Origin of the sequence: Klebsiella ornithinolytica (genome assembly GCF_030505655.1) — a bacterium.
GTDB lineage: Bacteria > Pseudomonadota > Gammaproteobacteria > Enterobacterales > Enterobacteriaceae > Klebsiella > Klebsiella ornithinolytica.
On the sequence record NZ_CP130153.1, the window covers coordinates 1,826,943 to 1,850,489 of the forward strand.

A 23,547-nucleotide genomic window follows, 5' to 3' on the forward strand; every position below is an offset into this window, starting at 1 on the left:
GGAAGGATCATCCGTCCCGAAACAGGGTCCAGCGCATCGCGGTATCTTGCATGCTCTCCTGTATGGCGCTGCTGTACGCCGGAAAAAGCGCGGCGAAACCGGATATGAAACCGCTGGGGCCGAATATTGCCGATCGCGGGTCTGCGGTATATCACTTCAGCGTTCATCAGTTTGACTCTGCGGATGGCAAAAGGCACTACCGGGTCTGGACCGGCGTACCTGACACATCGCCGCCGCCATCGGGCTACCCGGTCCTGTATATGCTGGACGGTAATGCGCTGATGGACCGCTTGTCTGATGAGCTACTGAAACAGCTGACCCAAAAAACGCCGCCGGTGATTGTGGCGATTGGCTACCAGACGCCGCTGCCTTTCGACACCCGCGCCAGAGCCTACGACTATACGCCTGCGGTGCAGCAGGGGGCCGTTGCCGTCGGCCATTATACGCGCGAGGGCGGCGGCAGCGCGACGTTCCGCCGGCTGCTGGAAGGGCGCATCGCCCCGACGGTAGAAAAAAATATTAACATCGACCCCAATAAACGAGGCCTCTGGGGACACTCCTTTGGCGGGCTGTTCGTACTGGACAGCTGGTTAAGCTCCTCTTTCTTCCACTTTTATTATGCGGCCAGCCCCTCTCTGGGCAGAGATAATTTCGCCCTGCTGACGAGAATGGAATCGCTTAATAAGCAAGAGGCCTGCCACAAGCAGCTCTATTTACTGGAGGGCGACGACCCGTCGGGAAGCAGCGCCGCCGCCGGTGCGGCCGGTGTGCTGAGCAGAGTGCGTAACACGGTTTCCCTCCTGAAGGAGGAGGGGCTGGCAGCCACCTACTGGCATTATCCGGGGCTGACGCACGGGCCGATGTTTAATGCCTCCTTCCGGAGTGCTTTGCTGCATATCGCTACGGCTGGCGAGAGCGGTGAGCAACGGTGCGAACACCGCTAGCCCGAACGGTGTGCTCGGCGAGGCATCTCTCCTGACGCGCTGTCACTGAGAGGGCGCGAGGTGATAATTTAAGCGAGCCGCCGGCGCGGTCTGTCGCATCGGGGGGCATCTTCCTCCCGATGGCAGGGGCTGTTTCGCTGAGCGCAGAAAAGCAAAAAGCCTGCTCGAAAGCAGGCTTTTCTATGTATGGCTCCTCTGACTGGACTCGAACCAGTGACATACGGATTAACAGTCCGCCGTTCTACCGACTGAACTACAGAGGAATCGTTGTGGAGTCGTATCTTAGCGGCGAAAAAAATTTTGTCAAACATCAATTTGCCCGTAAATGTTCAACTGCCGCTTCCATCAACAATTTGTTGCTATTACCGACAATTAATAAGGAAAAATGTTTTGCAGGATCCCTCATTCTCTATCATTATTTGAAATGTAGTTTCAACTTTTCTCACTAAGGTCTCCTTTGAACGTCACCTCCGCAGTAAGCCAGGTCCTGGGACGCACCACCTGGTTCAAAAAGCGTAAAAGTTATCGTGTACTTTACTGGCGTGAAATCAGCCCTCTTGCGGTGCCGATTTTCCTCGAAAACACCTGCGTTTTGCTGATGGGCGTCCTGAGTACGTTCCTCGTCAGCTGGCTGGGAAAAGAGGCCATGGCCGGGGTGGGGCTGGCCGACAGTTTTAATATGGTGATTATGTCGTTCTTCGCCGCCATCGATCTCGGCACCACGGTGGTGGTCGCCTTTAGCCTCGGCAAACGCGACCGGCGGCGGGCGAGAGCGGCGGCAAGACAATCGCTGGCGATTATGACGCTGTTCTCGGTTCTGCTGGCGGTCGCGATCCATGCATTTGGCCGCGAGATCATTAATTTTGTCGCCGGCGATGCCTCGGCGCAGGTGAAGGCCATGGCGCTGACCTATCTGGAGCTGACGGTCTTGAGCTACCCGGCGGCGGCCATTGCTCTTATTGGCAGCGGAGCGCTGCGCGGGGCGGGGAATACCAAAATTCCCCTGCTGATCAATGGCGGGATGAACATCCTCAACATCATTATCAGCAGCATCCTGATCTACGGCATTTTTTCCTGGCCGGGTCTGGGGTTTGTCGGCGCCGGTCTCGGGCTGACCATCGCCCGCTATATTGGCGCCGTGGCGATAGTCTGGGTGCTGGCAATTGGTTTTAACCCGGCGCTGCGCATCTCGCTGAAGAGCTACTTCCAGCCGTTCAATCTGGCGATTATCTGGGAAGTGATGGGCATTGGCATCCCGGCGAGTATTGAGTCGGTCCTGTTCAATGGTGGCAAGCTGCTGACGCAGATGTTTGTTGCGGGGATGGGGACCAACGTTATCGCCGGCAACTTTATTGCTTTTTCCTTCGCCGCGTTGATTAACCTGCCGGGGAACGCGCTGGGTTCCGCTTCGACGATTATTACCGGTAAACGGCTGGGGAAAGGGCAAATCGGACAGGCAGAGCGCCAGGCGTGGCATGTTTTTTGGTTATCCACCATCGTTCTGACGGTGATTGCCTGGGGGACGGCGCCGTTTGCCAATCTTATTGCCTCTTTCTACACCAGCGAAGAAGATGTCAAAGTAGTGGTTAAAGAGCTTCTGTGGCTCAACGCCTTCTTTATGCCTATCTGGGCGACTTCGTGGATCCTGCCCTGCGCCTTTAAAGGCGCGCGCGATGTGCGCTACACCATGTGGGTATCGATGCTGGGAATGTGGGGCTGCCGTGTCGTGGCGGGTTATACCCTGGGCATTGTGCTGGGAATGGGGGTGATTGGCGTCTGGCTGGGAATGGTGCTCGACTGGGCGGTGCGCGGCGTGCTGTTCTATAGTCGAATGGTCAGCGGGCGCTGGCTATGGAAATATCCGCGTAGCAAGATTCAAGTGGACGAAACATAACCATTTTTCGGGCGTAACGGTACTTTTTGCGCAAAGTGGAGAATAAATCGGCAAACGATTTAAATTGTGAAAACAGCCTTTGACAAGGCCCGGCGGCGCCGTTAATATTCGCCCCGTTCACACGATTCCTCTGTAGTTCAGTCGGTAGAACGGCGGACTGTTAATCCGTATGTCACTGGTTCGAGTCCAGTCAGAGGAGCCATATTTAAGAAGCCCGCTTAAGAAAACTTAAGCGGGCTTTTTGCTTTCAACGCTATCCCCGATAGCCGACCACAATCCCGCGTCGTCCTACCCACGCGACTGCTGGGCCCTGAGGGGGGGCGCTGCTATCGCCGTCAGGCATTCGCTTTCATCTACTGACTTCGCCGTTCCCGCAAGATGTGCTCCGGATGCCGGGCGGTGAAAAGAGAGTGCCGATACCCGCCCCCAAAGCGACCGCCCGGGATAAAACGATTTCCGCCTGGCGGGAAGGTCAACTCTCTCTATGCCTGCTGACGGCTACCGGCGGATTAAAGCCCGGCCTTAAGCCGCGATGCCGGCGCTGTTTTGTGCTCCAGTATTTTATCCACCCCTTCGATAAAACCGTCTCCCCCGGGGCCCACGCTTATCCACGCAGGCAGCGCCGGGATGGTCGCCAGGTGATGGCGTAGGGTACTCATACCGAGGGTATGTCTGAATCCGGCAAACATCGGGGCGTCATTTTCAGAGTCTCCGCTATAAAAGACGCTCTCCAGTCCGGCCCGTTCATCCAGGTGGTAAAAGGTCCTGAGGACGTGACGGCTCATGATTAACTTATCGTATTCCCCGGACCAGGCCAGCACCCATAGATTATTCACCGTGGTCTTTAACCCGGCCTCGTGCAACGACTCACGCAGCGTGTCAGTGTGCGCGGTATGAGCGGGCAGGTCAAAGGCCAGGCCGGACAGGCGGAAGGGCTGGTCTGCCGCAAGGGTTGCCCACCGGTATTGTTCGGTGATTTTCCGCGCAATCGCGGCGAATTTTTCCTGCACGTCGGCCTGCTTGTCCGCATGCCAAAAATAGCGGTTTACCCCATGGCCATCGGCGGCACGCTGAAAGAAAAAGCCGCCATTCTCGCCGATGACGCCATCGACAGGCCACATTCTGACCATCTGATCGCACCATCCTGCCGGGGCGCCGGTAACGGGTATCACCCGGATACCGGCAGACTGCAGCCGCTCTAACGCCGCATAGGTGGCGGCGGAAAGCCGTCCGCGAAAGGTGAGCGTTTCATCCATATCGGTCAGAACATATTGCACCGAAGAGAAGAGTCCCTGTGATGCCAGCGCAAGCGGTCGCATATCCACTCCCAATATAAAGAAACGATGTTATCGCGCTTTGGGTCGCAGGCGTTATAACGGAAGGCGATGAGTTATACCGTGGCTGAAGTCCGGCGCTGGGAGAAAGCCCGCCGGTGGGCGGGCCGATGGTGGTCGGTCGCGAGACCGCTTTGTCGCTTTCTTTTTACCCGTAATGGCGTCGGATAAAGAGGGTGAAAGGTTAGCGGAACGGCGGTTCGTTGAAGGTACGCAGCTTGCGCGAATGCATGTGGTCACCCTCGGCGCGCAGCAGATCAATAGCTTTAATACCTATCTGCAGATGCTCGGAGATTGCCCCTTCATAAAAGCGGTTGGCCTGGCCCGGCAGCTTAATTTCGCCGTGCAGCGGTTTATCGGAGACGCATAGCAATGTGCCGTACGGGACGCGGAAGCGGTAGCCCTGGGCCGCGATGGTGGCGCTCTCCATGTCGATGGCCACGGCACGGCTGAGGTTGAAACGCAGCGCCGAGGCGGAATAGCGCAGCTCCCAGTTGCGGTCATCCGTGGTCACCACCGTACCGGTACGCAGCCGCTGTTTAACCTCTTCGCCAGGCATACCGCTGATTTGCTTGGTAGCGTCGTACAGCGCGCGCTGTACTTCGGCAATGCTTGGAATCGGGATATCCGGCGGCAGCACGGCATCCAGAACGTGGTCATCACGCAGGTAGGCGTGGGCCAGCACGTAGTCGCCGATGGTCTGGCTTTCACGCAGACCGCCGCAGTGGCCAATCATCAGCCAGACGTCAGGGCGCAGCACCGCCAGATGATCGCAGATGTTCTTGGCGTTCGCCGGGCCGACGCCAATATTAATGAGCGTAATACCCTGGCCATCTTTGGTGATCAGATGCCAGGCGGGCATCTGATGCTTTTTCCACGCCAGATCGGAAATGGCCTGCTCCGGCGCTTCCGTATCGGCGGTTATCCAGATCCCGCCGGCGCAGGAAAGCGCGATATAAGGGCTGTCAGGATCGAGAATCTGACTGCACCCCCAGCTCACGAACTCATCAACATAACGGGTATAGTTGGTAAACAGAACGTACGGCTGAAAATGATCGACCGGTGTCCCGGTATAGTGCCGCAGGCGCGCGAGAGAGAAATCGACGCGGCGGGCGTCAAAATGAGAAAGCGGGTGGTGTTCGGTGGGATGGAACAGCCCGTCTGCGGTTTCATCGCCAATTTGCGACAGCTCGGTGGTCGGGAAATGGCGGGTCAGGCCCGCGCTCATCGAACGATCGAGCGTTAAGGCGGAGCCGTCGATGACATACGGATAAGGGATTTCATGCTGCGATAGCCCGACGCTGATATGCGCGCCGTAATCCTGATACAACGACGTGAGCTGCTCCAGCAGATAGGCGCGAAACAGCTTAGGATTGGTAATGGTGGTGGTGTAGCAACCGGCATGGGTGAAGCGGCCCCAGGCCCGGGTTTTTAGCGCTTTATGGTCTGCGCCGTCCCACGAAACGGACAGCTGCGGATAGACAAACAAGCCGTTAGCTCGATCGTCGTCATCCGGGAGAACGCTGTGGTTGATATATTCGCCGATGGCTTTACGTAATGCATTGACCGAACGCTCATACTGCAGTTCAAGCTGATTCAGCGCTTGTTCCGGGGTCAGACTGGCGGCCTTGTGGTTCATCTTCGCTCCTTTTTTCAGGTCTGCTGACATGCTTGATAGTATGTCACAGACGGAAAAGAGCGAAGGGGAATTTCAGCCGTTCCACGGTGAAAGTGATTGAATTAAATATTGTTGCTGCAGGGTCGGGTGCTGATTTATTGCCCAGGCTGGGTGATTTCCGCCCAACGTTCGCTGCTGAAGTGCGTGGCTTTTATCACTTTTAATGTCATAGCAGGATTGTCATTGAGGCAATACAGGGCATTTGCCAGCGGCGTGAGTTTATCCCCGCACTGCAAAGCGCATTGCCGGGTGGTGATTTCGGCAATCACCAATAAATGCGCGCTTTGTAATACTGCGTAATAGTCTTGTGCGTTCTTAGATGATTGTACTTTTTTTATCCGCCATTCCATAAGACATTCCCTGATCTGCGCTATTCCTGGCGATAATTGCCCGTTACCTCTTTTCTTACAATAAGAATAGCCTAATGGTTTAGGATGCGTTTAATCTGAAAAGATTCAGAATATCGTCACATGCATAATGGTCCGAATAAGAATACCAATGATCGCGCCAGGGGCGGCAAAGCGGAACAGTCGAACAAAGCGCGAGCTCACGCCAAGGAATATACCAATGCCGGGCAGATCGAAGGTCTGAATTAATAGTCCGGCTGAGGCGTTGAGTTGGCTGACGGTGACTTTGCCTTGCTGCAGCAGTTCAGAGACCACGCCAAAATAGGCGGTACCGCCTGCGATACATTTGACCAGCGCAGGAAGGACAAAGTTGACTGGAATATGCAGCCACTGCAGCAGCGGCATCAGCAGATGCTGAAGCATGCCGATGATGCCGGCCGCTTGCATCACCCCGACGATGGTTAATGACAGGATCAGCATCGGCACCGCGCCGAGCGCAAGACGAATGGCATCTGATCCCGCATTGTTAATGACCGCAATCACCCCCTGGCTGTTTTGTTCGGCGTTGGGTAGCGCCTCCGCCCGGGCATTCTCCATCACTGACAGACGGCGCCCGATGACGTGCCAGGTGACCGCCCCCGCACACAGACCGCCGATAATCGAAATGCAAATCGAGGCCATCCAGTGCAGTCCGAAAGGAGTGAGAGGGTAAAAGACGTTGCCCTGGCCCATGGCAAAGACCATAGCGAGCGTGGCGGCCATCTGGCGATCTGAGACGCCACGCTTATCCATAATGGCCAGCGTCGCCAACGGGGCGGCGAAACTCACGAAGTTAATCTGAATCAACGCGAAGGCGCTCATCCCGCCAAGGCCAAAAGGTTTGAGCAGCGGCGCGACCCAGCGGACGATAACGTCCAGGACTCCGCGGACTTCCAGATATTTCATGATCATCAGCATGACGACCATAATGGGCAATAGCGTATAAAGCGCGACATCAACGGAAGATTTTCCCGCCGACATAATAATGCCGATAAGATCCATTTAACTCTCAATCATCGAATAGCGAAATGATAATGGTCATCATCATAATCCTCGTCAGACGGAAATGATACGGCTACCCGTTATCAGCCGTCCAGCAATGAAATGAAAGAATAAGCTAACGATATGACTTCATAATATGACGGCTTGCGGTTTATATGTCGTGTTTCGGTTTTGAATGAGGAGGGCTGTTGGTGAGATATTTTTTCATTCCCTGTGTTAACACCGGGGGGAGTTCGCGAATCAAAGATGTTAAGCGCTACGGTGATAAACTGGAAATAGTGAGTATGTAAAGGCCGGGGAGGTAATGAGGCTATTACGCGGCGAGGTCTTTCCGAATCAGATGGAAGGCTGTGGCACTCACGATCTGAATCGTTCGCAGAACCAAAGAGTAGGGAACTGGCGTAGTGAGAGAAAGTAAAAAGGCCGCTTAAGTTTCTTTAAGCAACCTTGTTAAATATGGCCCCGGTGACTGGAACCGCCTTTACTAAAGGCTGGCTAATAAATGAGCTAAAACTGACCGCTGTTTCTGTCAAGACCACCATAATGCCCACCAGTTTTTTTCTTTTGTCTTTTAAATTGTAGATAAGGTTGATTTCAACCTCGGGCGAAGGGGCGCAAATTATTTCGGCTGAAGTAGGTCATATTTCATGTGAGTAAATGATTTCATGCCTTCAATATAGTGGGTGGCTTTAACCGCGAGGCCTTCGTGATAGAAATCTATCTGAAGACCCCGGCGCAGCGGGGGCAGAGGACTAGAGAGGAACGTGGCTATCCGCTGAAACTGCGGATGGAATATGACCCGGTGCTGGCCCTGACGCAACAGGTTGAAAGGGATGGTGCCATGTTGGTATTTATCAAACCCGGTCGGACAGCACCGAATACCTTTATCGAACGGTGCAACCGGATGCACCGGACAGAATACTGAATTTTTAACTGGTCAGAACGCTAAATAAGTTAACCGGAGAGGTGACTTTTTACTTCGGGAAATATTGCAGATATTGCGGTGAGAGGTAATTTGGGCATCCAGGTACGGGTTGTTCTACGAGAGGTTTAAATTTCCGCGGCTTCCCGAGGATGGGTAAATAAGGTTTTTAGTCTGTGATGATCACAATACCAATTCAGTTGTGAGAGGGGTGCGGTGACAGCACCCCTTTATACACTTTTAGAAGAAATCAATGCGCGTATTGATACCGACGGTGCGCCCCATATTGACCTGCGCTACGGCGCTGCTGCCGTTCATATAGCCATAGGTACGGTAACGACGATCGAACAGGTTATCGACATAAACGGAAATATTCATCCGTTCAGTCGCCTGCCAGCCCAGGCTGCTGTCCAGAGTGGCGTAAGCGCCTTGCCGCAGCTGGTTGTCGCCATCGAAATAATGCGGCCCGACAAGATTGACCGCCAGTCGGGGCATCAGCGCCCCATAGCGGGTATCGATCAGGCCGTTTACGCTGCTTCCTGCGCCATAACGCGGCACGAACGGCACCCGGTTACCGCGATACAGCTCACTGTCATTGGTGAATTCGGAACGGATCGCGTTGCCATTGATATCCCATGACCAGCCCGGTGCGAACCGCCATTTTGCTTCAAGCTCAACGCCGGTGGCGTCGGCTTTCCCCGCATTGCTTAAAGTTTGCATCCCGACCGGACCAGAGTAGAGCTGCATGTCTTTGGTATGGGTATAAAACGCTGCGGCTTGTAGCGTAACATCGGCGGTTTCGTAGCGAGTGCCAAGCTCATAGTTAATAGATTTCTCTGCCATGAACGGTTTGGCATCAAGACCCGCCGTAGGCACAATATTATATCCGGAAGGTTTATATCCCTGGGCTACGCGGGTATACACTCTCCAGTCGTCGGCCAGCATATAACCTGCGGAGAGTTGCCCGAGCACCCGATCGTCATTGCTCTTACCCTGGTCGCCAAATGGGCTACCGAGCACGCTGCCGTGATATTGCGTGCTGGCCTTATCATGTGAGAAGCGAACGCCGCCACCGATATCAAAACGATCGCTTAAATGCCAGGTCAGGTCACCGTAGGCGGCCAGAGTTTCAGCGCTGGTATAGCCGGTGCTGCTTAAATAAGGCATTGTCGGCATGTCGTAGGTCGAATTTATCTTCTCGCGGGTGTTCTGCCGATACAACCCGAACACCATATCAACAGTACGCGTATCGCCGAGGGTGGCGGCGCGCAGCTCCTGCACATCCTGATTCCAGCGCTGGGGCATATTGACGATTAACGAGCCAGAAGGGAAGGTTCGCGAATAATCCTGCTGCTGCCAGGCGCCGATCAGATTGTAAACCCAGTCAGCGGTGGTGTACTTCGCGCTCAGGGTCTGGCTATCAGTGCAGCGCCGCATGTACGGGTCTGGTGAACCCTCGCCGAGCGACAGCTTACGGCTCTTAATATCATTCCATGCCACATAGGCATCCTGGGTGGCGCGAGTACATTCGCGTGAGGCGGAAAAACCCATCTCCCAGGGCCGATCGTCCGGCGCCAGACGCAGTTTCACATTCCCTATGCTGGCGCGGGTGCCGCCTAGATCATCGCTTCCCGTCGCGGGGTTAATCATCTCACCATCATCAACCTGGCGTAACAGAGTGACGCTACCGTACAGCAGGCCATCCTCAATGGGGCCGCTCAGGTTGAATTTGCTACGATAACTGTCGCGACTGCTGACGCCACCTTCAATATAGCCGCGAAGCGTGCTGTCCGGCTGCTGGGTGACGATGTTGATAATCCCGCCCTGAGCGCTTTTGCCGTATAACGTTCCCTGCGGGCCACGCAGCAACTCTACGCTTTGCACATCGGTTAGCGCCTGGATGGTGTTAGTGGAAAGCTGAGGGACGCCATCGACATACAGGGTGACGGCAGGGTTATAAAAGTCCTGGGCTGAAGAGATGCCGCGTAGCGAGATCGTTGAAAAAAGCATGTTGCCGCTATTTTCAATATTGAGCCCGGGCAAGACTCTGGGGAGTTTGTCGCTGGCGGTCACGCCGGCGTCGCTTAACTCCGGCGCGCTGACAACGATAGAAGAGACATTGTTGGCTGAGGCCGAACGAGAAGATTGTTTACTGGCGGTTACCACCATCGTGCTTTCGTCCGGCTGGGAAGTTTGGGCATGGGCAATGGCAGGAAGCAAAAAACCTCCCAGAACCAGAGGATAAAACCGTGTCATTTTCATTGTTATGAGTCCCTGTAAAACGGCGAAGCGCCAAAATACCGACAATATTGAGTTGAAAATGATAACCATTTCTAATTGCGCTGCTACCCGAAACGGGTTTATTTCAACCTGTTTCGGGTAGGGTTACGCTTATTGGGCAGAAGGGTGATAGCGGTCGATGGCGAGAGCCGTCAGGCGCTTTTTGTCTATCTTGCCGACGGCAGTGAGCGGCCAGTGGTTCAGGAACTCGATTTGGTCAGGGATTTTCCACGCGCTGAGCCCCATACTGGTCAACTGTTGACGTAGCTGCTGATAGTCAGATGGTGTTTGTTGCGCGATGATAAATGCGCAAATCCGCTCGCCAAGTAGCGTGTCCGGCGCGGCGACCACGGCGCAATCCTTCACCTCTTCTAAACGCATCAATGCCGATTCGACTTCCGCCGCGGCGATTTTTTCTCCGGCACGATTGATCTGCTCTTTTAGGCGCCCCTCAACGCACAGGTTTCCCGCCTCATCCAGCCTGACATTGTCACCAGTGCGGTAAAACCCCTGCGCATTAAAGGCGTGCGCGTTGTGAGCAGGAGCGCGGTAATAGCCCGAAATGGTGTAAGGGCCGCGTGTTAACAACTGCCCGATCTCGCCCGGGGCGACGTCGTTCTCGTTTTCATCAACGATTCGGATTTGATCCTCGGGAGACAACGGACGTCCCTGGCTGTGGAGAACGGTGGTTCGCGGATCGTCCAGCCGGGTAAAACAGAGCAGCCCTTCCGCCATACCGAAGACCTGTTGCAAGGTGCAGTCAAAGGTGGCGATAACCTGCTCAGCAAGCGTCGGGTCGAGCCGGGCGCCGCCCACCTGAATGACGCGCAGAGAGGAGAGATCGCTCTCTTCCCACTCTCTGGCCTGGATCCACAATTGCGCCAACGCCGGAACCAGAGCAACGTGGGTGACTCCTTCATTAGCGATTAAGGGCATCACCTCATCGCAACTGGGGCTGTCGGTCAGCACCACTTTTCCGCCGCAGGCCAGCGTTCCCAGAATGCCGGGGCAGGCTAGCGGAAAGTTATGCGCCACGGGGAGGACGGCGAGATACACGCTCTGTTGACTGATGCCGCACAGTTCGGCAGACGCGCTGAAGTTATAGCTATAGTCGGCATGCCGGCGCGGGATAAGCTTTGGCGTCCCGGTTGTGCCGCCTGAGAGCAGCAGCAGCGCGGTGGCGGAAACATCAGGCTGCGGCCACTCCTGCCGTTCACCGCGCAGCGAGAAGAGAGGCGTAAAATCGTCGCCTGCGCGCTCTTCTATAACCAGAACATGACGTAAGCAGGCGTGTTTATGCGCCATCTGGCGGGCCAGCTCTGCGTGGTTTTCCCCGTGAATAACGTAAGCGACGGGTTGCGCCAGCGCCATCAGCGCGTCGATATCCAGCGCCCGTTGGGAGGGCATCGCCAGAACCGGGATAACGCCCAGTCTTAACAAGGCAAACAGCAGGATCACAAACGCGTTGCCGTTAGGAAGCTGCACAATCACCTGCTCCCCCGGGTGCAAACCCAGTGAGGACAGACCTGCGGCAAGTTCGTCGACCCGTGCATCAAGCGCGCTGTAGGTAAGTGAACCCTGTGCATCAACGACGGCAATTCGCGAGGCATAGCGGACCGCCCAGTGGCGCAACTGCTCGGCAATGGGGAAGGGATACGGTTTAATCAGAGATTCAAAAGAAGAATGCATACATCACCTTTCTAAAATGCTGGGCCGTTTTTGCAAAGCGGTCATCGCAGAAAATGCGTGGGGAAAATGGCGGACAATCTGCGTAAAAAAAGACCGGGATTGTTGAAGGGGATAGAAATGGTCGCCGTCAATCACGACCGGGCCTGTAACGTGGCGCAGCCACTGATGCCAGGCATCGACCTGTTGCCAGGAGGCTTCGCGATCGTGGCTGCCGCACAATAGCAGCGCGGGAGTGCGCAAGGGGGGACAGACATCGGGCGAGTCGTAGTGATAGCTCTCGGTGGCGTAAAAGTCAGCGCGCAGGAGAGGAAGAAACAGCGACATTAACTCCTTGTTTTGCCGCAGTTCAGGAGAACATCCGCCAATGTCTATCAGCTCAGCGATAAAGTCGGCATCATCGCGGTGACTGAGCTGGCGTTCAGAACGCAGATGCGGGGCATGGCACCCGGAAATAATCAGTCCTTGCGGCGCATGCCCCCGCTGTTCCAGAAGTCGGCAGGTTTCAAACGCCACCTGAGCGCCCATGCTGTGCCCGGCGAGTAAAAGCGGTGTATCAGGCGATAGCGTCTCTTCCAGTTCGTTGGCCAGCAGCTCCGCCAGTTGCGTAATGCTTCTGACCGGCGCCAGATGGCGAAGGCGATCGCGCCCCGGCCAGATCACCAGGGAAAGCGCGCAGTTCGCCATTTGAGCATCTCGCCAGTGGCGAAACGCGCTACTGCTGCCACCAGCGAAAGGGCACATGACCAGATGCGCAGTATTGGCGCCCCGGGCGGGCCACAGCGGGATACACATTGTAGATTGCATCACAGCGCCTCCTTATCATCGGTGTAGAAACCGACTAAGCGGTCGTGGTGCGGCGGCGTAAGGCGTCTGATCTCTGCGCTGCCAGCCTTACGTAATATCTGCTGCCATAAACGGGATAGCGCTATCTGATGAGCACTGTGGCAGGCCGCTGGCGGATGTTCGCCCGCCAGATGGCCGCACAGCTGTTGCAGCAGCCAACTGACGCCCTCCGGCCCGGCGCTTTCGCAACAGTCACGCCAGTTCAGAGGGGCTACGCTGCGCGTCAGACCGGGTGGGTCGCGCAGGATCTCCGGCCTGCGATAGAGGCTGTGGGCGTTCTCCTGATGGTCTGCGACAAACAGGCTGGATGACCAGATGACGGGGCCGTAGCTCGCCTCCAGCGAAAGGTGGCCTTCCGGCCAGCCCAACAGCAGGCGGTGCATAATAAGACTATGCATATCCGGATCCTCAGGGTCGAGATAGCGCTGAAGCAGCAGGCAGGCTTCTCCTTCCGGCCAGCGGAGTTTCAGGCAGTGAAAATCATTAAAGCTGCCGACCACGTCGCACTCTACGGTGGCGGCATCCACGCCCAGCGCCAGCAGCAACAAATCCAGGGTCGAGTAGAGCAACTGTCGGCTGGTGGTGGCGTGGACTACCGGCGGCGCCTTCGCCAGGCAGCGCCGCAGCTGCTGCGCATCGCTAAGCCATGTGCGTCCTGCAGGCGTATGCGGATAAAACGTGTTGACCCAATAGCAGCAGCCCTGTTCCTGCGCCAGCGTTTGTAATGAACTGATGTCATCCGGATGGAGGGGATGCTCCTGAATGACGTGCACACCGCGCGTCAGAAAGTGTCTGGCAAGCTGCGTACCGGTGCCACCGGCGACGGTCGAACGCACGACAATACAGGCAATATCCGGCATCTCGGTTATCTGCTCCGGCGAGGTATACAGCGGAATACCAAAGGCATGAGCCAGCTCCCTCGATCGCGCGCTTCCCTGGGCCAGCAGGCCAACCAGTTCCAGCCCTTTCCCGGGCCGCATAAAGGCATTAAGGTACATTTCGCCAAATTTGGCGCCCACAATCAGTACGCGTTGTTTTGGGATGGCAGACTGCATCATAACGTGTTCTCCGGTTGCGTTGAGGTGGCGCCAAGCCAGCGCTTAATGTGTCGTGCGCAGGCCTGAACGTGGGGAGGCTCCAGCATGATTTGCCAGTGGCTGGCTTCAATCACATAGTCGTCAGCGTTGTTTATCCAGTCCTGCCATTCGGTTTCTGCCGGCGTCCAGCGCGCGGGTCTCCCGGCGGCATAGACCATGAGACAGGGGATCGGAACGCTTTCGCCTGGCGTATGCTCAACCAGCAAACGCAGCAGATGCGCGATGTTGTCGAGCCACGCTTCTGCCGCTTGCTGCGTCAGGTTTGGCGACACCATACCGGCCGTTTTAGCGAGGCTGATAAAGTCGGCCAGCTGGCTGTCGGGCGCCTGTTGGTCGAAATGTTCCGCCAGCGCCAGAGGCGTTTGTCCTGCAGCTAACAGGCGCAGCAGGGCTGTCCGGTTTTGGCAACAGAAATCCTGTCGACACACGGGATCGATTAACGCGATCCGAACCGGCTCGCCCCTGGCGTACAGGCGCTGTGCGGCGCCCGCCGCAAGAAAAGCGCCGTACGACCAACCCGCCAGCACGTACGGGCCGTGAGGCTGCTGGCGGCGGATGCACTCGACATATTCGTCGATCATCTGGTCAAGCGTTGCAAAGCGCTGCGGTGATTTTGCCTGCAGGCCGAAAACGCGCATATTCAGCGTACTGGCGAGCGGGAGCCAGGCGCTGACATCGCCGTCCGAGGCGTGGAAGACGAACAGGGTTTCGTCGCCATCGCCCTGGCAAATGGGGATCGGGTTGTCCTCTCCCGCCGAACAGGCCTGCAGGTGGGCGCAGAAGTCGCTCAGCGTTGAATGGGTGAACAGATCCTGAAGGTTGGCCCTCGCAATCCCTCTTTGGTTCAACTGCGCCACCATCCTTGTCGCCATCAGACTGTCGCCTCCCGACTCGAAAAAGTCGTGATGTCTTGCCACAGGGCGAGACAGCAGCGATTGCCAGAGTTCAGCCACCTGTTTTTCCAGCGCCGGGTTCCCCCCGGCAGCTGGCATGGGTTCAGCAGGTTCAACCAGCGCATCAGATGGAGCATGCAGCGGCGCAAACAGCGTTTCTCTTTGCCGGATCTGTAAAACGGGCAGACCGCTGCCGAAACGCTGCTGTAAATCGCGGCGCACGGCTTCTTTGTCCGGGCGATTTACACCGGGTGAACGGGCCACCAGCAGATGCTGGCGCAGCGGTGACGACTCCTGCGCGGGCCACGCCAGCTCGTTGGCAAACCCGGCCTGAACAAGAACCTCCTGCCACGCCGAAAGGGTGAGCATCGGCTTCTCATCCCGGCGGCGGAAATCGCGGTATCCGCTTAATCCCTCAATAAAGCCCACGCTCGCCAGCTGGAATACACTGTTTCGCTCCGTCGCCTCAACGATCAGCAAGCGTCCGCCGGCGTTCAGCAACAGTTTTAATCGGCGCAACGTCTGGACGACATGGCTGGCGTCGTGGAGTACGTTGACGGCAATGATCAGGTCGTAACCCGCCTCCGGGTGGGCGCTGAAATCCAGCGGCTGGTTGATATCGAACAATGCGTAAGTGACGCGTGATTGATCGTGGAAACGGCCTCTGGCATCGTTGAGGAATTGCGCAGAGACGTCGGTAAAGTGGTATGACTGCCGCGTGTTCCGCGTGGCTTCCAGCACCGGTGCGGCAGTGGCCGCGGTTCCGGCGCCAACCTCCAGAATCCGTTCTGCGCCGCACAAGGCGGCAATCTGCGCGGTGTAGCGATTCAGACAGGCGCTGGCAGGGTTGTCCCGATACAGTGCGTCAGTGACGCGCAGCGACTCGTTGAACAGCAATTCCAGCGGAGAACAGCGTCCGGAGAAGAGATCGTCGTGCCGGGCGATGCAGGTGTCCAGATACTGCGCCAGCGCCTGGCTCCATTGGCTTTGCGGGCATGCCTGCTGAGGTTCAGGAATCTCGCTGAGCGGAATACGGCAGCGCCAGCTTTCACCTCCGCGGATTAACCATTCTCTTTCCGTCAGACACTGTAGCCATTGGCGCAGCAGGCGCTGGTGAGACGCTTGCGCGGACAGCGCCTCTGCTATCCCGGTAAAGCGATGAGCGATCTCCGGCGTGGTGAACAGGCCGTGGCGATTTAGCGTAGCCGCAATACCCTGCAGCGCACGCGCTTCCAGCCAGCGCCAGGTCGCCTCCAGCTCATCAAGTTGCGCCTGCTCAGGCAACGGCAGCGCCAGCCGGGCGAGATCGTGCCCGTCAGAAGCGGCGGTTAAGCGCGGCGGAACGTCGGCCATCACAATATCCAGCGTTAACGCGCCTGTATCGCTTATTTCCGCCCTGGCCTGTTGGATGTGCGGATGTTCGAGCGTCGCCTGCTCAATATCCCGCAGATCGTAGTCGGCCTGCGCGCTCAGCGGCCAGCGTCGGCGGGGAATATGCCCGGCGATGCCACTGGTGCTAGTCTTCAGGCTTTCAGGGCTGGTCATGACGGCCTGCAGAATGGCGCAGTAGTCATTGAACATCGCTTCAGCAGCGCCTGGCTCCAGTACGTTGTCCATGCAGTACCAGCTAAACATCAACTCGTCGTCGCTCTCCATGACCTGATGATCCAGCCAGACCTGCGGCGTTTGGGTGAACACATAGCAGGGTTCGCCAAACAGATGGCTCATTGCCCGATCGATAGTCATCCCTTCCAGCGTCATCCCCAGCATGCTGGTAAAGACTATCGGCATGAGCGGTTGACGTTGTGACCCGCGCAGGCGACCCAGCTCACGGATCACCTCAACACCGTTCATTTCACTGTGTGCCATGTTTTGCCAGAGGCGCCGTTGGGTCTGTTGCATTTGCTCCTGCAGCGTCACCGGTGTTGAGAAGTTAAAATCGACCAGCGTGACGGAGGTAAAATCACCAATCAACTGGTTGATTTGCGGATGGATCGGCTGGCGATTGAAGAAGGTCAGGTTTAGCGTAAAGGCCGGGGTGCGACTCCAGCGTTCAAGGGCGGTGGCAAACAGCGTGAGCAGCGCGGCAGACGGCGTGACGCCTTGCTGCTGCCAGCGCTGTTTTACTGCCTGCCATTCTTTCTTGCCGATCGTCGATTTGAAGGTGGTGAAGCGTGGCGTTTCCGCGGCTGTTTCAACCACCGGGAGCTCGGGCGCTAAGGGCAATTGCGGCAGTTTTTCCTGCCAGTAGTCCCAGGCATCGTGCCATGCCGGGGTCTGTCGACGCGCCTGTTCAGCCATCACATAATCACGGAAGGTAATATCGAGCGGCGCCAGCGTTTCACCGCGCCAGGCCTGCGCCAGGTCGTCCATCATGACTTTAAAACTCTGCACATCGAACTGCAAAAGGTCGAGGTTCATGTGCAGGCGGTAGTGGCAATCGTCGATTTCGCTGACCGCCAGCTCAAAGAGAGGCCACTGGTCGGCAGGCAAAACGCGATAGCTAAGTTCATGCCGCCGTTTTTCCAGCGCTATGCGCTGTTCTGTCGGGGAAAGCGTGCGCAGATCATCACGGGCGATGCGATATTCCGGCGTTGTCGCCAGGATTCGCTGCTGCCCGTCGGCATCCACCACCATGCGCAACATATCGTGACGGGCAATGAGCTGGTTCCAGGCTTTCTCCAGCACGGTGAGATCGAACTCATCGTGGCGTTTATCCCACTCAAACAGGACGTGGCAGGCAACGCCACCATAGCCAATGAGATGTGTGCGCCCCAGCCAGTAGGCGTGCTGAATGGGTGTCAGCGGGAAGGGCATATAACGCTCACCGGCGTCGTGCCGCAATACTTCCGGCTGCGAAGCGCCAGGCGTCGCCTCGGGCTTACCGCAGATAAGCTGCGCGAGGCCATGAGGCGACAGATCCTGCCATGCCCGTTCCGCATTGATGCGTACGCCCAGGTAGTGCTGAATATCGCTACTGAGTTCAAGGAAGAGCAGCGAGTCCATGCCAAGTTGCAACAGATCCTGGTTAGGGAGCAATGACGCCGGATCGTTTAGTCGTAGCTGAACCGCAATCCGCTTTTTCAGCCATGCCATCACCGCCGTTTCATCGCTCAGGCTGCCGTTAAAGGCGTTGTCATCAGCAGGAGGGATGACGGGCGTTGCGGTTTTTCCGGCAGCACCGACGTTAAACAGAGCCTGTTGTAACGGGGGCATTTTGTCGATGAAAACGCGCATCGCCAGCCGCCACGGAGTACCGCGCATCACCGCCTGTTCCAGGTGCCAGCAGCCTTCAGCATCGCTTAACGCACCCATGCCACGGCTGGCGAGCGCCGCCAACATTTCCGGCGTGGCCGCCCGACCGCTTTCCCCCCATGCGCCCCAGGCGACAGAGAGCGTTTTCGGCGCATCAAGGGTGGAAAACTGTTGGGCCAGCCCGTCGAGATAACCGCAGGCCAGCGCATGGGCGCTTTGACCCGAGGCGCCGAGGGTGGCGGCAGCGGAGGAGTAGAGAATAAGATAACGTCCGCCGTGGTTGCGCAGGGTTTGCAATAGCTGGGTTGCCGCCTGCGCTTTTACCGCGAAAACGGCGGCCAGCGGGGGGTGATCAAGCTCCTGCAAGGGGGCATCAGCCAATACGCCAGCGGCATGAATCGCCCCGGCAATGCCGCCGTTGGCCGCCAGTTCATCAAGAACCGTGGCCAGTTGTCCGGCATCGCCCACATCACAACGGCAGACGCGGGTCTGCTCACCCTCGATGTCGCGTAGCCATGATTCATCCACGCGCGGCGCCAGCAGGGCGATGCGTCGCGCCCCTTTTTCTCTGAGCCAGTTCACGGCAAGACGGCCTAATCCGCCAAACGCTCCCGTTACCAGATGCCAGCGGTTATCGCCAGCAAACACGTTTGCCGGTAATTCGGCGGCGCATCCCGTATTGGGCGCCAGTGAAGGGAGCCTGAGGGTGTTACCCCGCGCGGCGAGCCAGCGCTGAGAGAGGGAGACGGCGCTCAACCCTCGATGCAGCGTTTCTCCCGGGGTGTTTTCGGCGAGATCGATGGCGGCAATCAACCGTTCTGGCTGTTCGTTGGCCGCGACACGAAGCAAGGCCCATAGAGCATGATGGGAGGCAGAAAGCGCCTCATTTTCCTCGATTCGCCACGCGCGGTGAGTGACCACAATCAAACCGGCTGTGCTGGCGGTAAGTGCCTCCATCACTTTCTCCGCTAAGGCCAGAGTATCCTCGCTCTCCTCAATAACCATCAGGAGCAAAGAGGCCTGCGGATCGTGGATGATGCCGTATTGCGCCAGCTTGTCGCCGCGCGCAAGCGTATTGGCGCTGAAGCTGAAGGTAAGAGGATGGTCAACGCTGGCGACGTTGCAGGGCGTCCAGCGCCATTGATAATGCGTTTGCGGGGCAGGAAGAGGCGCGGCGGGCGAAAGCGGCAGCCACTCGCCATCAGGACGACGGGCTTCAACGCGCATCTGACCGCGGGAAAACGCGTTGTTTTGCCAGCTTAAACGAACGTCCCCCAGCCATTCCGGGGCGGTGACGAGGGGCGGCTCCCCGGGAAAATCATCGCCATGACGCTGTGAAAGCAGGCGCCAGGCCTCCTGCCAGCGGGCGTTAAACCGCTCAGGCTGACCAGCACAATCAGACCAGTCGGCGAGGTAGTCAGCGCTATCCGTCAACGCCTGTCCCAACACCGGGTCTGATGGCGCGCCGCCTGATGTTGCACAAACCGCCTGACCGGGCAGCGTGGCAAGAATGATATGTTCGCTCATCCCGGCGGTTGGGCTGCCATCCTGCGGTAGCCACTCCACTTTGCTGAATCCGGCCCGGCGACACTGTTGTTGCCACTGATCGGTGGTGAGGAATAACTCACCTCCGCGGGCGCCGATATCCTGTAGCGGGAGGACCAGCGGACCGAAAACGAAATCAAACAGACGCATTGGCTGGGTGATTTCGCGCATCAGCAGGCGTCCGCCCGGTTTGAGCAGGGGGCGCAGATTGTCGAGCGTGTGGCCAATATGGCGCGTGGCATGAATCACGTTCGCCGCCACGATAAGATCGTAAGACTGCGCCTGGAAACCCTGAGATTGGGCCTCTTTTTCGAGATCCAGCTCGTTGTAATGCACAAACTCATAGTCGGCGAATTTCTGCTGCGCGCGGCGGGTGAACAGCGCGGAGATATCGGTGAAATGGTACTCCAGCGCTGGAACGCCTCTGAGTTCCGGCAGTAGCCACGCGGTGGTCCCGCCGGTTCCGCCGCCGACTTCAAGAATGCGCAATGGCTGGCGGGGCTGACGCGTCTGGAGGATACCGCGTAATACCCCAGCGGCGATTTGGTTGAAATAGCGGCCAAAGCTGAACTCCTGGTACAACACCTCCACGCCGTCGGAGGCGCTTTGCGGGAAGATAATCGCCACCGGTTCTTCCGCGCCGCTCATCATTTCATATAACCGATCGCCGGCACGGGCGATAGTATCGGGAATGGCCTGAAAACCTTCACAATAACTGGCAAGTTCCGTCAGCAGTGATTCCCGCTGTTGATGATCTATGGGACGGGCGCGGGTGTAACGTCCGTCGGCGCAGCGGTAATCGCCGTCGACCACGCAGTTATTGAGCAGGCGCTGGAGCAGCTGCTGGTAGCGGGGCAGCAGACGGCCACGGCGCATGATGGTTATGGCGTCCACGCCGTGCTCAATGGCATCGCCGGTACAGCGTTGAACCAGCCGATCGACATAGATGGCGTGCAGTCGCGTGGCGCACTGTTTAAGCGCTTCCAGACGGGGGAGATCGAGCGCTGTCGCGGCGCGACTCGCCACCGCCAGCCCGGCGGACAGCGCTGCGTCGGCAGGCTCGTTGGCGCGGGAGGCGCGATCTTTCCAGTAACGCTCGGTATCAAACGGATAGCAGGGGGCAGCGATACGTTGTCCATCGCCCGCCAGCAGGTCGGCCCACGGTAAGGCGACGCCGGCCGCGTAAAGCTGGAGCAGGGCCTGATTGAGGACATCGCTCGCCTCTTTGCTACGTCGGGCGCTGGCTATCCAGTATGCGTTATCGCGATATTCGCGCTGCCCGCAAGCAACCAGCTGAGCATCAGGCCCTGTCTCAAGAAAAATGCGGGCGCCGAGTTCATGCGCCACCTGAATACTCTGGATAAAACGTACCGGCTGGCGCATGTGTCGGCGCCAGTAGTCCGCCTGATTGAGCGTTGACTCATCGATGACGTCGGCGATGAGCGTGGAGATAAGCGGTATTTGTCCCGGCTCAGCGTGCAGCCCCGCGCAGGCTTCCTGAAAGCGGTCGAGTATGGGTTCCAGTAAAGCGGAGTGCGCGGCGCCGGTTACGCTCAGACGACGATAGTTGATGTCATGCTGAGAAAGTGCGGCGCAAAATTCCGCGAGACGGGCCTCCGGCCCGGAAAATACCGTATGTTGCGTGCCATTGTTGGCGGCGAGATCCAGCTCAAAGCGGCGGGCCAGCGGCATTAGCGTGTCTTCGTTTGCAAATACTGCCACCATGGCGCCGCTCGCGCACTGCTGCATGAGCGCGCCGCGCCGACAAACCAGTGGCATGACCTGTTCAATCGTATAGTGTCCGCAGACGACGGCAGCGGCAAATTCACCGACGGAATGACCCATAGCGAAGTCTGGTTTTAGCCCTTCAGCGCGCCAGTGCGCCGCCATTGCGATTTCAAACGCGACAATCGCCGGCTGGGCCCAGGCCATATTGTCCAGCTGCGTCGAGTCGGGGTTAAACATCGCTTCCCGCAGTGATGGCGTGAGCATTTCGCTACAGGCGGAAAAACAGCGATCCAGCGTGTCGGCAAACGCCGTCGAATGTCGGTACATTGCCTGGCCCATCGTGCGCCAGTGCGAACCCTGCCCGGTAAACAGCCATGTCTGCTTGCCGCTGGCGCCGTGGCCGCTGTAAACAGGCGGCCCCGATTTATCAGTAGCCCAGGCACTGAGCGCAGCGGCGGTTTCACGGTTTAATGGCACCGCCAGGCGGAAGGGAAGATCGAGACGGCGCGCGTGCATGGCCGTAAAGGCCAGATTGTTGGCATCTGCATTCTGCGCCAGCGCCCCGGCATAATTGGTCGCCAGTTGCCGCAGCGCGCTGTCGCTGGCGGCGCTGAGTAGTAGCGCGGTGCTCTCTCTGTCGCCATCGGCATTGGGGAGGCGCGTTTTGAGCGCATCGGGCAGCGAGGCGACGATCATATGGCAGTTGGTGCCACCAATACCAAAGGAGGAGACGCCCGCATAGCGTATTTCGTCCTGCCACGCCTGTGCCGACACCGGTATGGTAAAAGGGCTCTCTTCAAGCTTAAGCGCCGGGTTGGGCGAGTGAAAATGCAGCATTGGCGGAATTTGGCCGCGGCTTACCGCCAGAACGGTTTTCAGCAATCCGGCAATACCCGCTGCGGTATCCAGGTGGCCCATGTTACTTTTCACGGAACCCAGCGCACAGCGTTGCTCCTGCGGACGTGGCGCGTAGACGTTGCGTAGCGCTTCAATTTCAATCGCGTCGCCCAGCGGTGTGCCGGTGCCGTGCGTTTCAATGTAACCGATCTGCCTGTCGTCGATGGCCGCCAGCATTAACGCCTCTTCGATGACCGCCTGCTGTCCTGCGACGGAAGGGGCGGTATAACCGACCTTTCTGTTGCCGTCGTTGTTGACCGCGCTGGAGAGGATCACCGAGATAATCGGATCGCCTGACAGCAGCGCATCTCTCAGGCGACGCAAAACCACGCAACCCAGACCGTTACCGGCCCAGGTACCTTCCGCTGAGGCGTCAAAAGGACGACAGTGACCATCGGGAGAAAAAATCATCCCGGGCTGGTAGCGGTAGCCCGCCTGCTGGGGGAAAGAGAGCGCCACGCCGCCGGCAACCGCCATATCGGATTCACCTGCGCGCAGGCTTTCGCAAGCCAGATGCACGGCAACCAGCGAACTGGAGCAGGCGGTCTGTACTGAGAGTGCCGGACCGTGCAAATTGAGTTTGTAGGCGGCGCGGGTGGCAATATAGTCCTTGTCATTGCCCATCAGAGATTGCAGGCCCTTTACCTGCGCGACCTCAGTCACGTTCAGCGCCTCACGACCGGGATAGGTACTCATCCGGGAAGAGGCGAAAACGCCGGTCTTATGCGGGACGGCGCCGGGGGCATAACCGGCATGCTCCAGCGCATGCCAGACCGCCTGTAAAAACAGGCGCTGCTGCGGGTCCATCGATTCCGCTTCCTGTCGTGAATAGCCAAACAGAGTGGCGTCGAAGCAATCGGCATTTTCTAAAACCGTACCGATATTGACGTAATGAGGATCGTCAACGGTGGCGGCTTCCAGACCGACGGCCAGAAGCTCTTCGCGCGCAAAGCGTCGGCTGCATTCACGACCTTCCAGCAGGTTTTTCCAGAACGTTTCACCATCCGGCGATTCAGGAAAATGGCAGGCATAGCCGATAACCGCGACAGGTTCGCAGTCCGGGAAGTGTTGAGCGATCGATGCATCAATGGAATCTGCTGTCGGCGCAGAAGAGAAGCGCAAGTTATCCATAATCGGTCCCGTTTCCTAAGATTCACAAA

The 23,547-nt window shown here is 57.7% G+C and carries 12 protein-coding genes and 2 tRNA genes; 4 read left to right on the plus strand and 10 right to left on the minus strand.

Annotated elements, in window-relative coordinates; genetic code table 11:
• Positions 1-50 precede the first annotated feature (50 nt).
• Entirely contained in the window at positions 51-944 is an 894-nt protein-coding gene (locus Q1L34_RS08550) for an alpha/beta hydrolase (protein WP_165458758.1), read from the plus strand.
• A 187-nt stretch (positions 945-1,131) separates the two neighbouring features.
• Here Q1L34_RS08550 and Q1L34_RS08555 read toward each other — a convergent pair.
• A tRNA-Asn gene (locus Q1L34_RS08555) sits at positions 1,132-1,207 on the minus strand.
• 6 nt (positions 1,208-1,213) lie between these two features.
• Here Q1L34_RS08555 and Q1L34_RS28415 point away from each other — a divergent pair.
• The 3 genes from Q1L34_RS28415 (at position 1,214) to Q1L34_RS08565 (ending at position 3,040) form a co-directional block, all read left to right on the plus strand.
• On the plus strand, positions 1,214-1,393 hold the full coding sequence (locus tag Q1L34_RS28415; protein ID WP_219173556.1) for a DUF5951 family protein: 180 nt from the start codon (positions 1,214-1,216) through the stop codon (positions 1,391-1,393).
• Between the two features lie 8 nt (positions 1,394-1,401).
• Complete coding sequence (locus tag Q1L34_RS08560) at positions 1,402-2,838, plus strand: EmmdR/YeeO family multidrug/toxin efflux MATE transporter (protein WP_064359032.1); 1,437 nt, start codon at positions 1,402-1,404, stop codon at positions 2,836-2,838.
• A 126-nt stretch (positions 2,839-2,964) separates the two neighbouring features.
• Positions 2,965-3,040, plus strand: a tRNA-Asn gene (locus Q1L34_RS08565).
• 307 nt (positions 3,041-3,347) lie between these two features.
• Here the strand turns inward: Q1L34_RS08565 and Q1L34_RS08570 are convergent.
• The 9 genes from Q1L34_RS08570 to irp1 form a co-directional block, all read right to left on the minus strand.
• Positions 3,348-4,157, minus strand: a complete 810-nt coding sequence (locus tag Q1L34_RS08570; RefSeq protein WP_327204456.1) for an HAD-IIB family hydrolase — start codon at positions 4,155-4,157, stop codon at positions 3,348-3,350.
• Between the two features lie 199 nt (positions 4,158-4,356).
• Positions 4,357-5,811 (minus strand): AMP nucleosidase, encoded by a 1,455-nt coding sequence (locus Q1L34_RS08575; RefSeq protein WP_004864423.1) that lies wholly within the window; start codon positions 5,809-5,811, stop codon positions 4,357-4,359.
• A 134-nt stretch (positions 5,812-5,945) separates the two neighbouring features.
• The gene (locus tag Q1L34_RS08580; RefSeq protein ID WP_004864420.1) at positions 5,946-6,200 is read right to left on the minus strand and encodes a histidine kinase; all 255 of its coding nucleotides are present in this window, start codon (positions 6,198-6,200) and stop codon (positions 5,946-5,948) included.
• 105 nt (positions 6,201-6,305) lie between these two features.
• Positions 6,306-7,238 (minus strand): nucleoside recognition domain-containing protein, encoded by a 933-nt coding sequence (locus Q1L34_RS08585; protein WP_015583967.1) that lies wholly within the window; start codon positions 7,236-7,238, stop codon positions 6,306-6,308.
• 1,162 nt (positions 7,239-8,400) lie between these two features.
• A complete protein-coding gene (locus tag Q1L34_RS08590) occupies positions 8,401-10,422 on the minus strand; it encodes a TonB-dependent receptor (RefSeq protein WP_327204457.1) in 2,022 nt (673 codons plus the stop codon).
• Positions 10,423-10,551: 129 nt separating this feature from the next.
• Positions 10,552-12,129, minus strand: coding sequence for a yersiniabactin biosynthesis salycil-AMP ligase YbtE (gene ybtE, locus Q1L34_RS08595; RefSeq protein ID WP_327204458.1), 1,578 nt, complete (start codon positions 12,127-12,129; stop codon positions 10,552-10,554).
• Positions 12,130-12,132: 3 nt separating this feature from the next.
• The gene (gene ybtT / locus Q1L34_RS08600) at positions 12,133-12,936 is read right to left on the minus strand and encodes a yersiniabactin biosynthesis thioesterase YbtT (RefSeq protein WP_032724263.1); all 804 of its coding nucleotides are present in this window, start codon (positions 12,934-12,936) and stop codon (positions 12,133-12,135) included.
• Positions 12,933-14,030 (minus strand): yersiniabactin biosynthesis oxidoreductase YbtU, encoded by a 1,098-nt coding sequence (ybtU, locus tag Q1L34_RS08605; RefSeq protein ID WP_015583971.1) that lies wholly within the window; start codon positions 14,028-14,030, stop codon positions 12,933-12,935. Before ybtU ends, ybtT begins: the two co-directional genes overlap by 4 nt.
• On the minus strand, positions 14,027-23,518 hold the full coding sequence (gene irp1 / locus Q1L34_RS08610) for a yersiniabactin polyketide synthase HMWP1 (protein WP_327204459.1): 9,492 nt from the start codon (positions 23,516-23,518) through the stop codon (positions 14,027-14,029). Before irp1 ends, ybtU begins: the two co-directional genes overlap by 4 nt.
• Between the last annotated feature and the right edge of the window lie 29 nt (positions 23,519-23,547).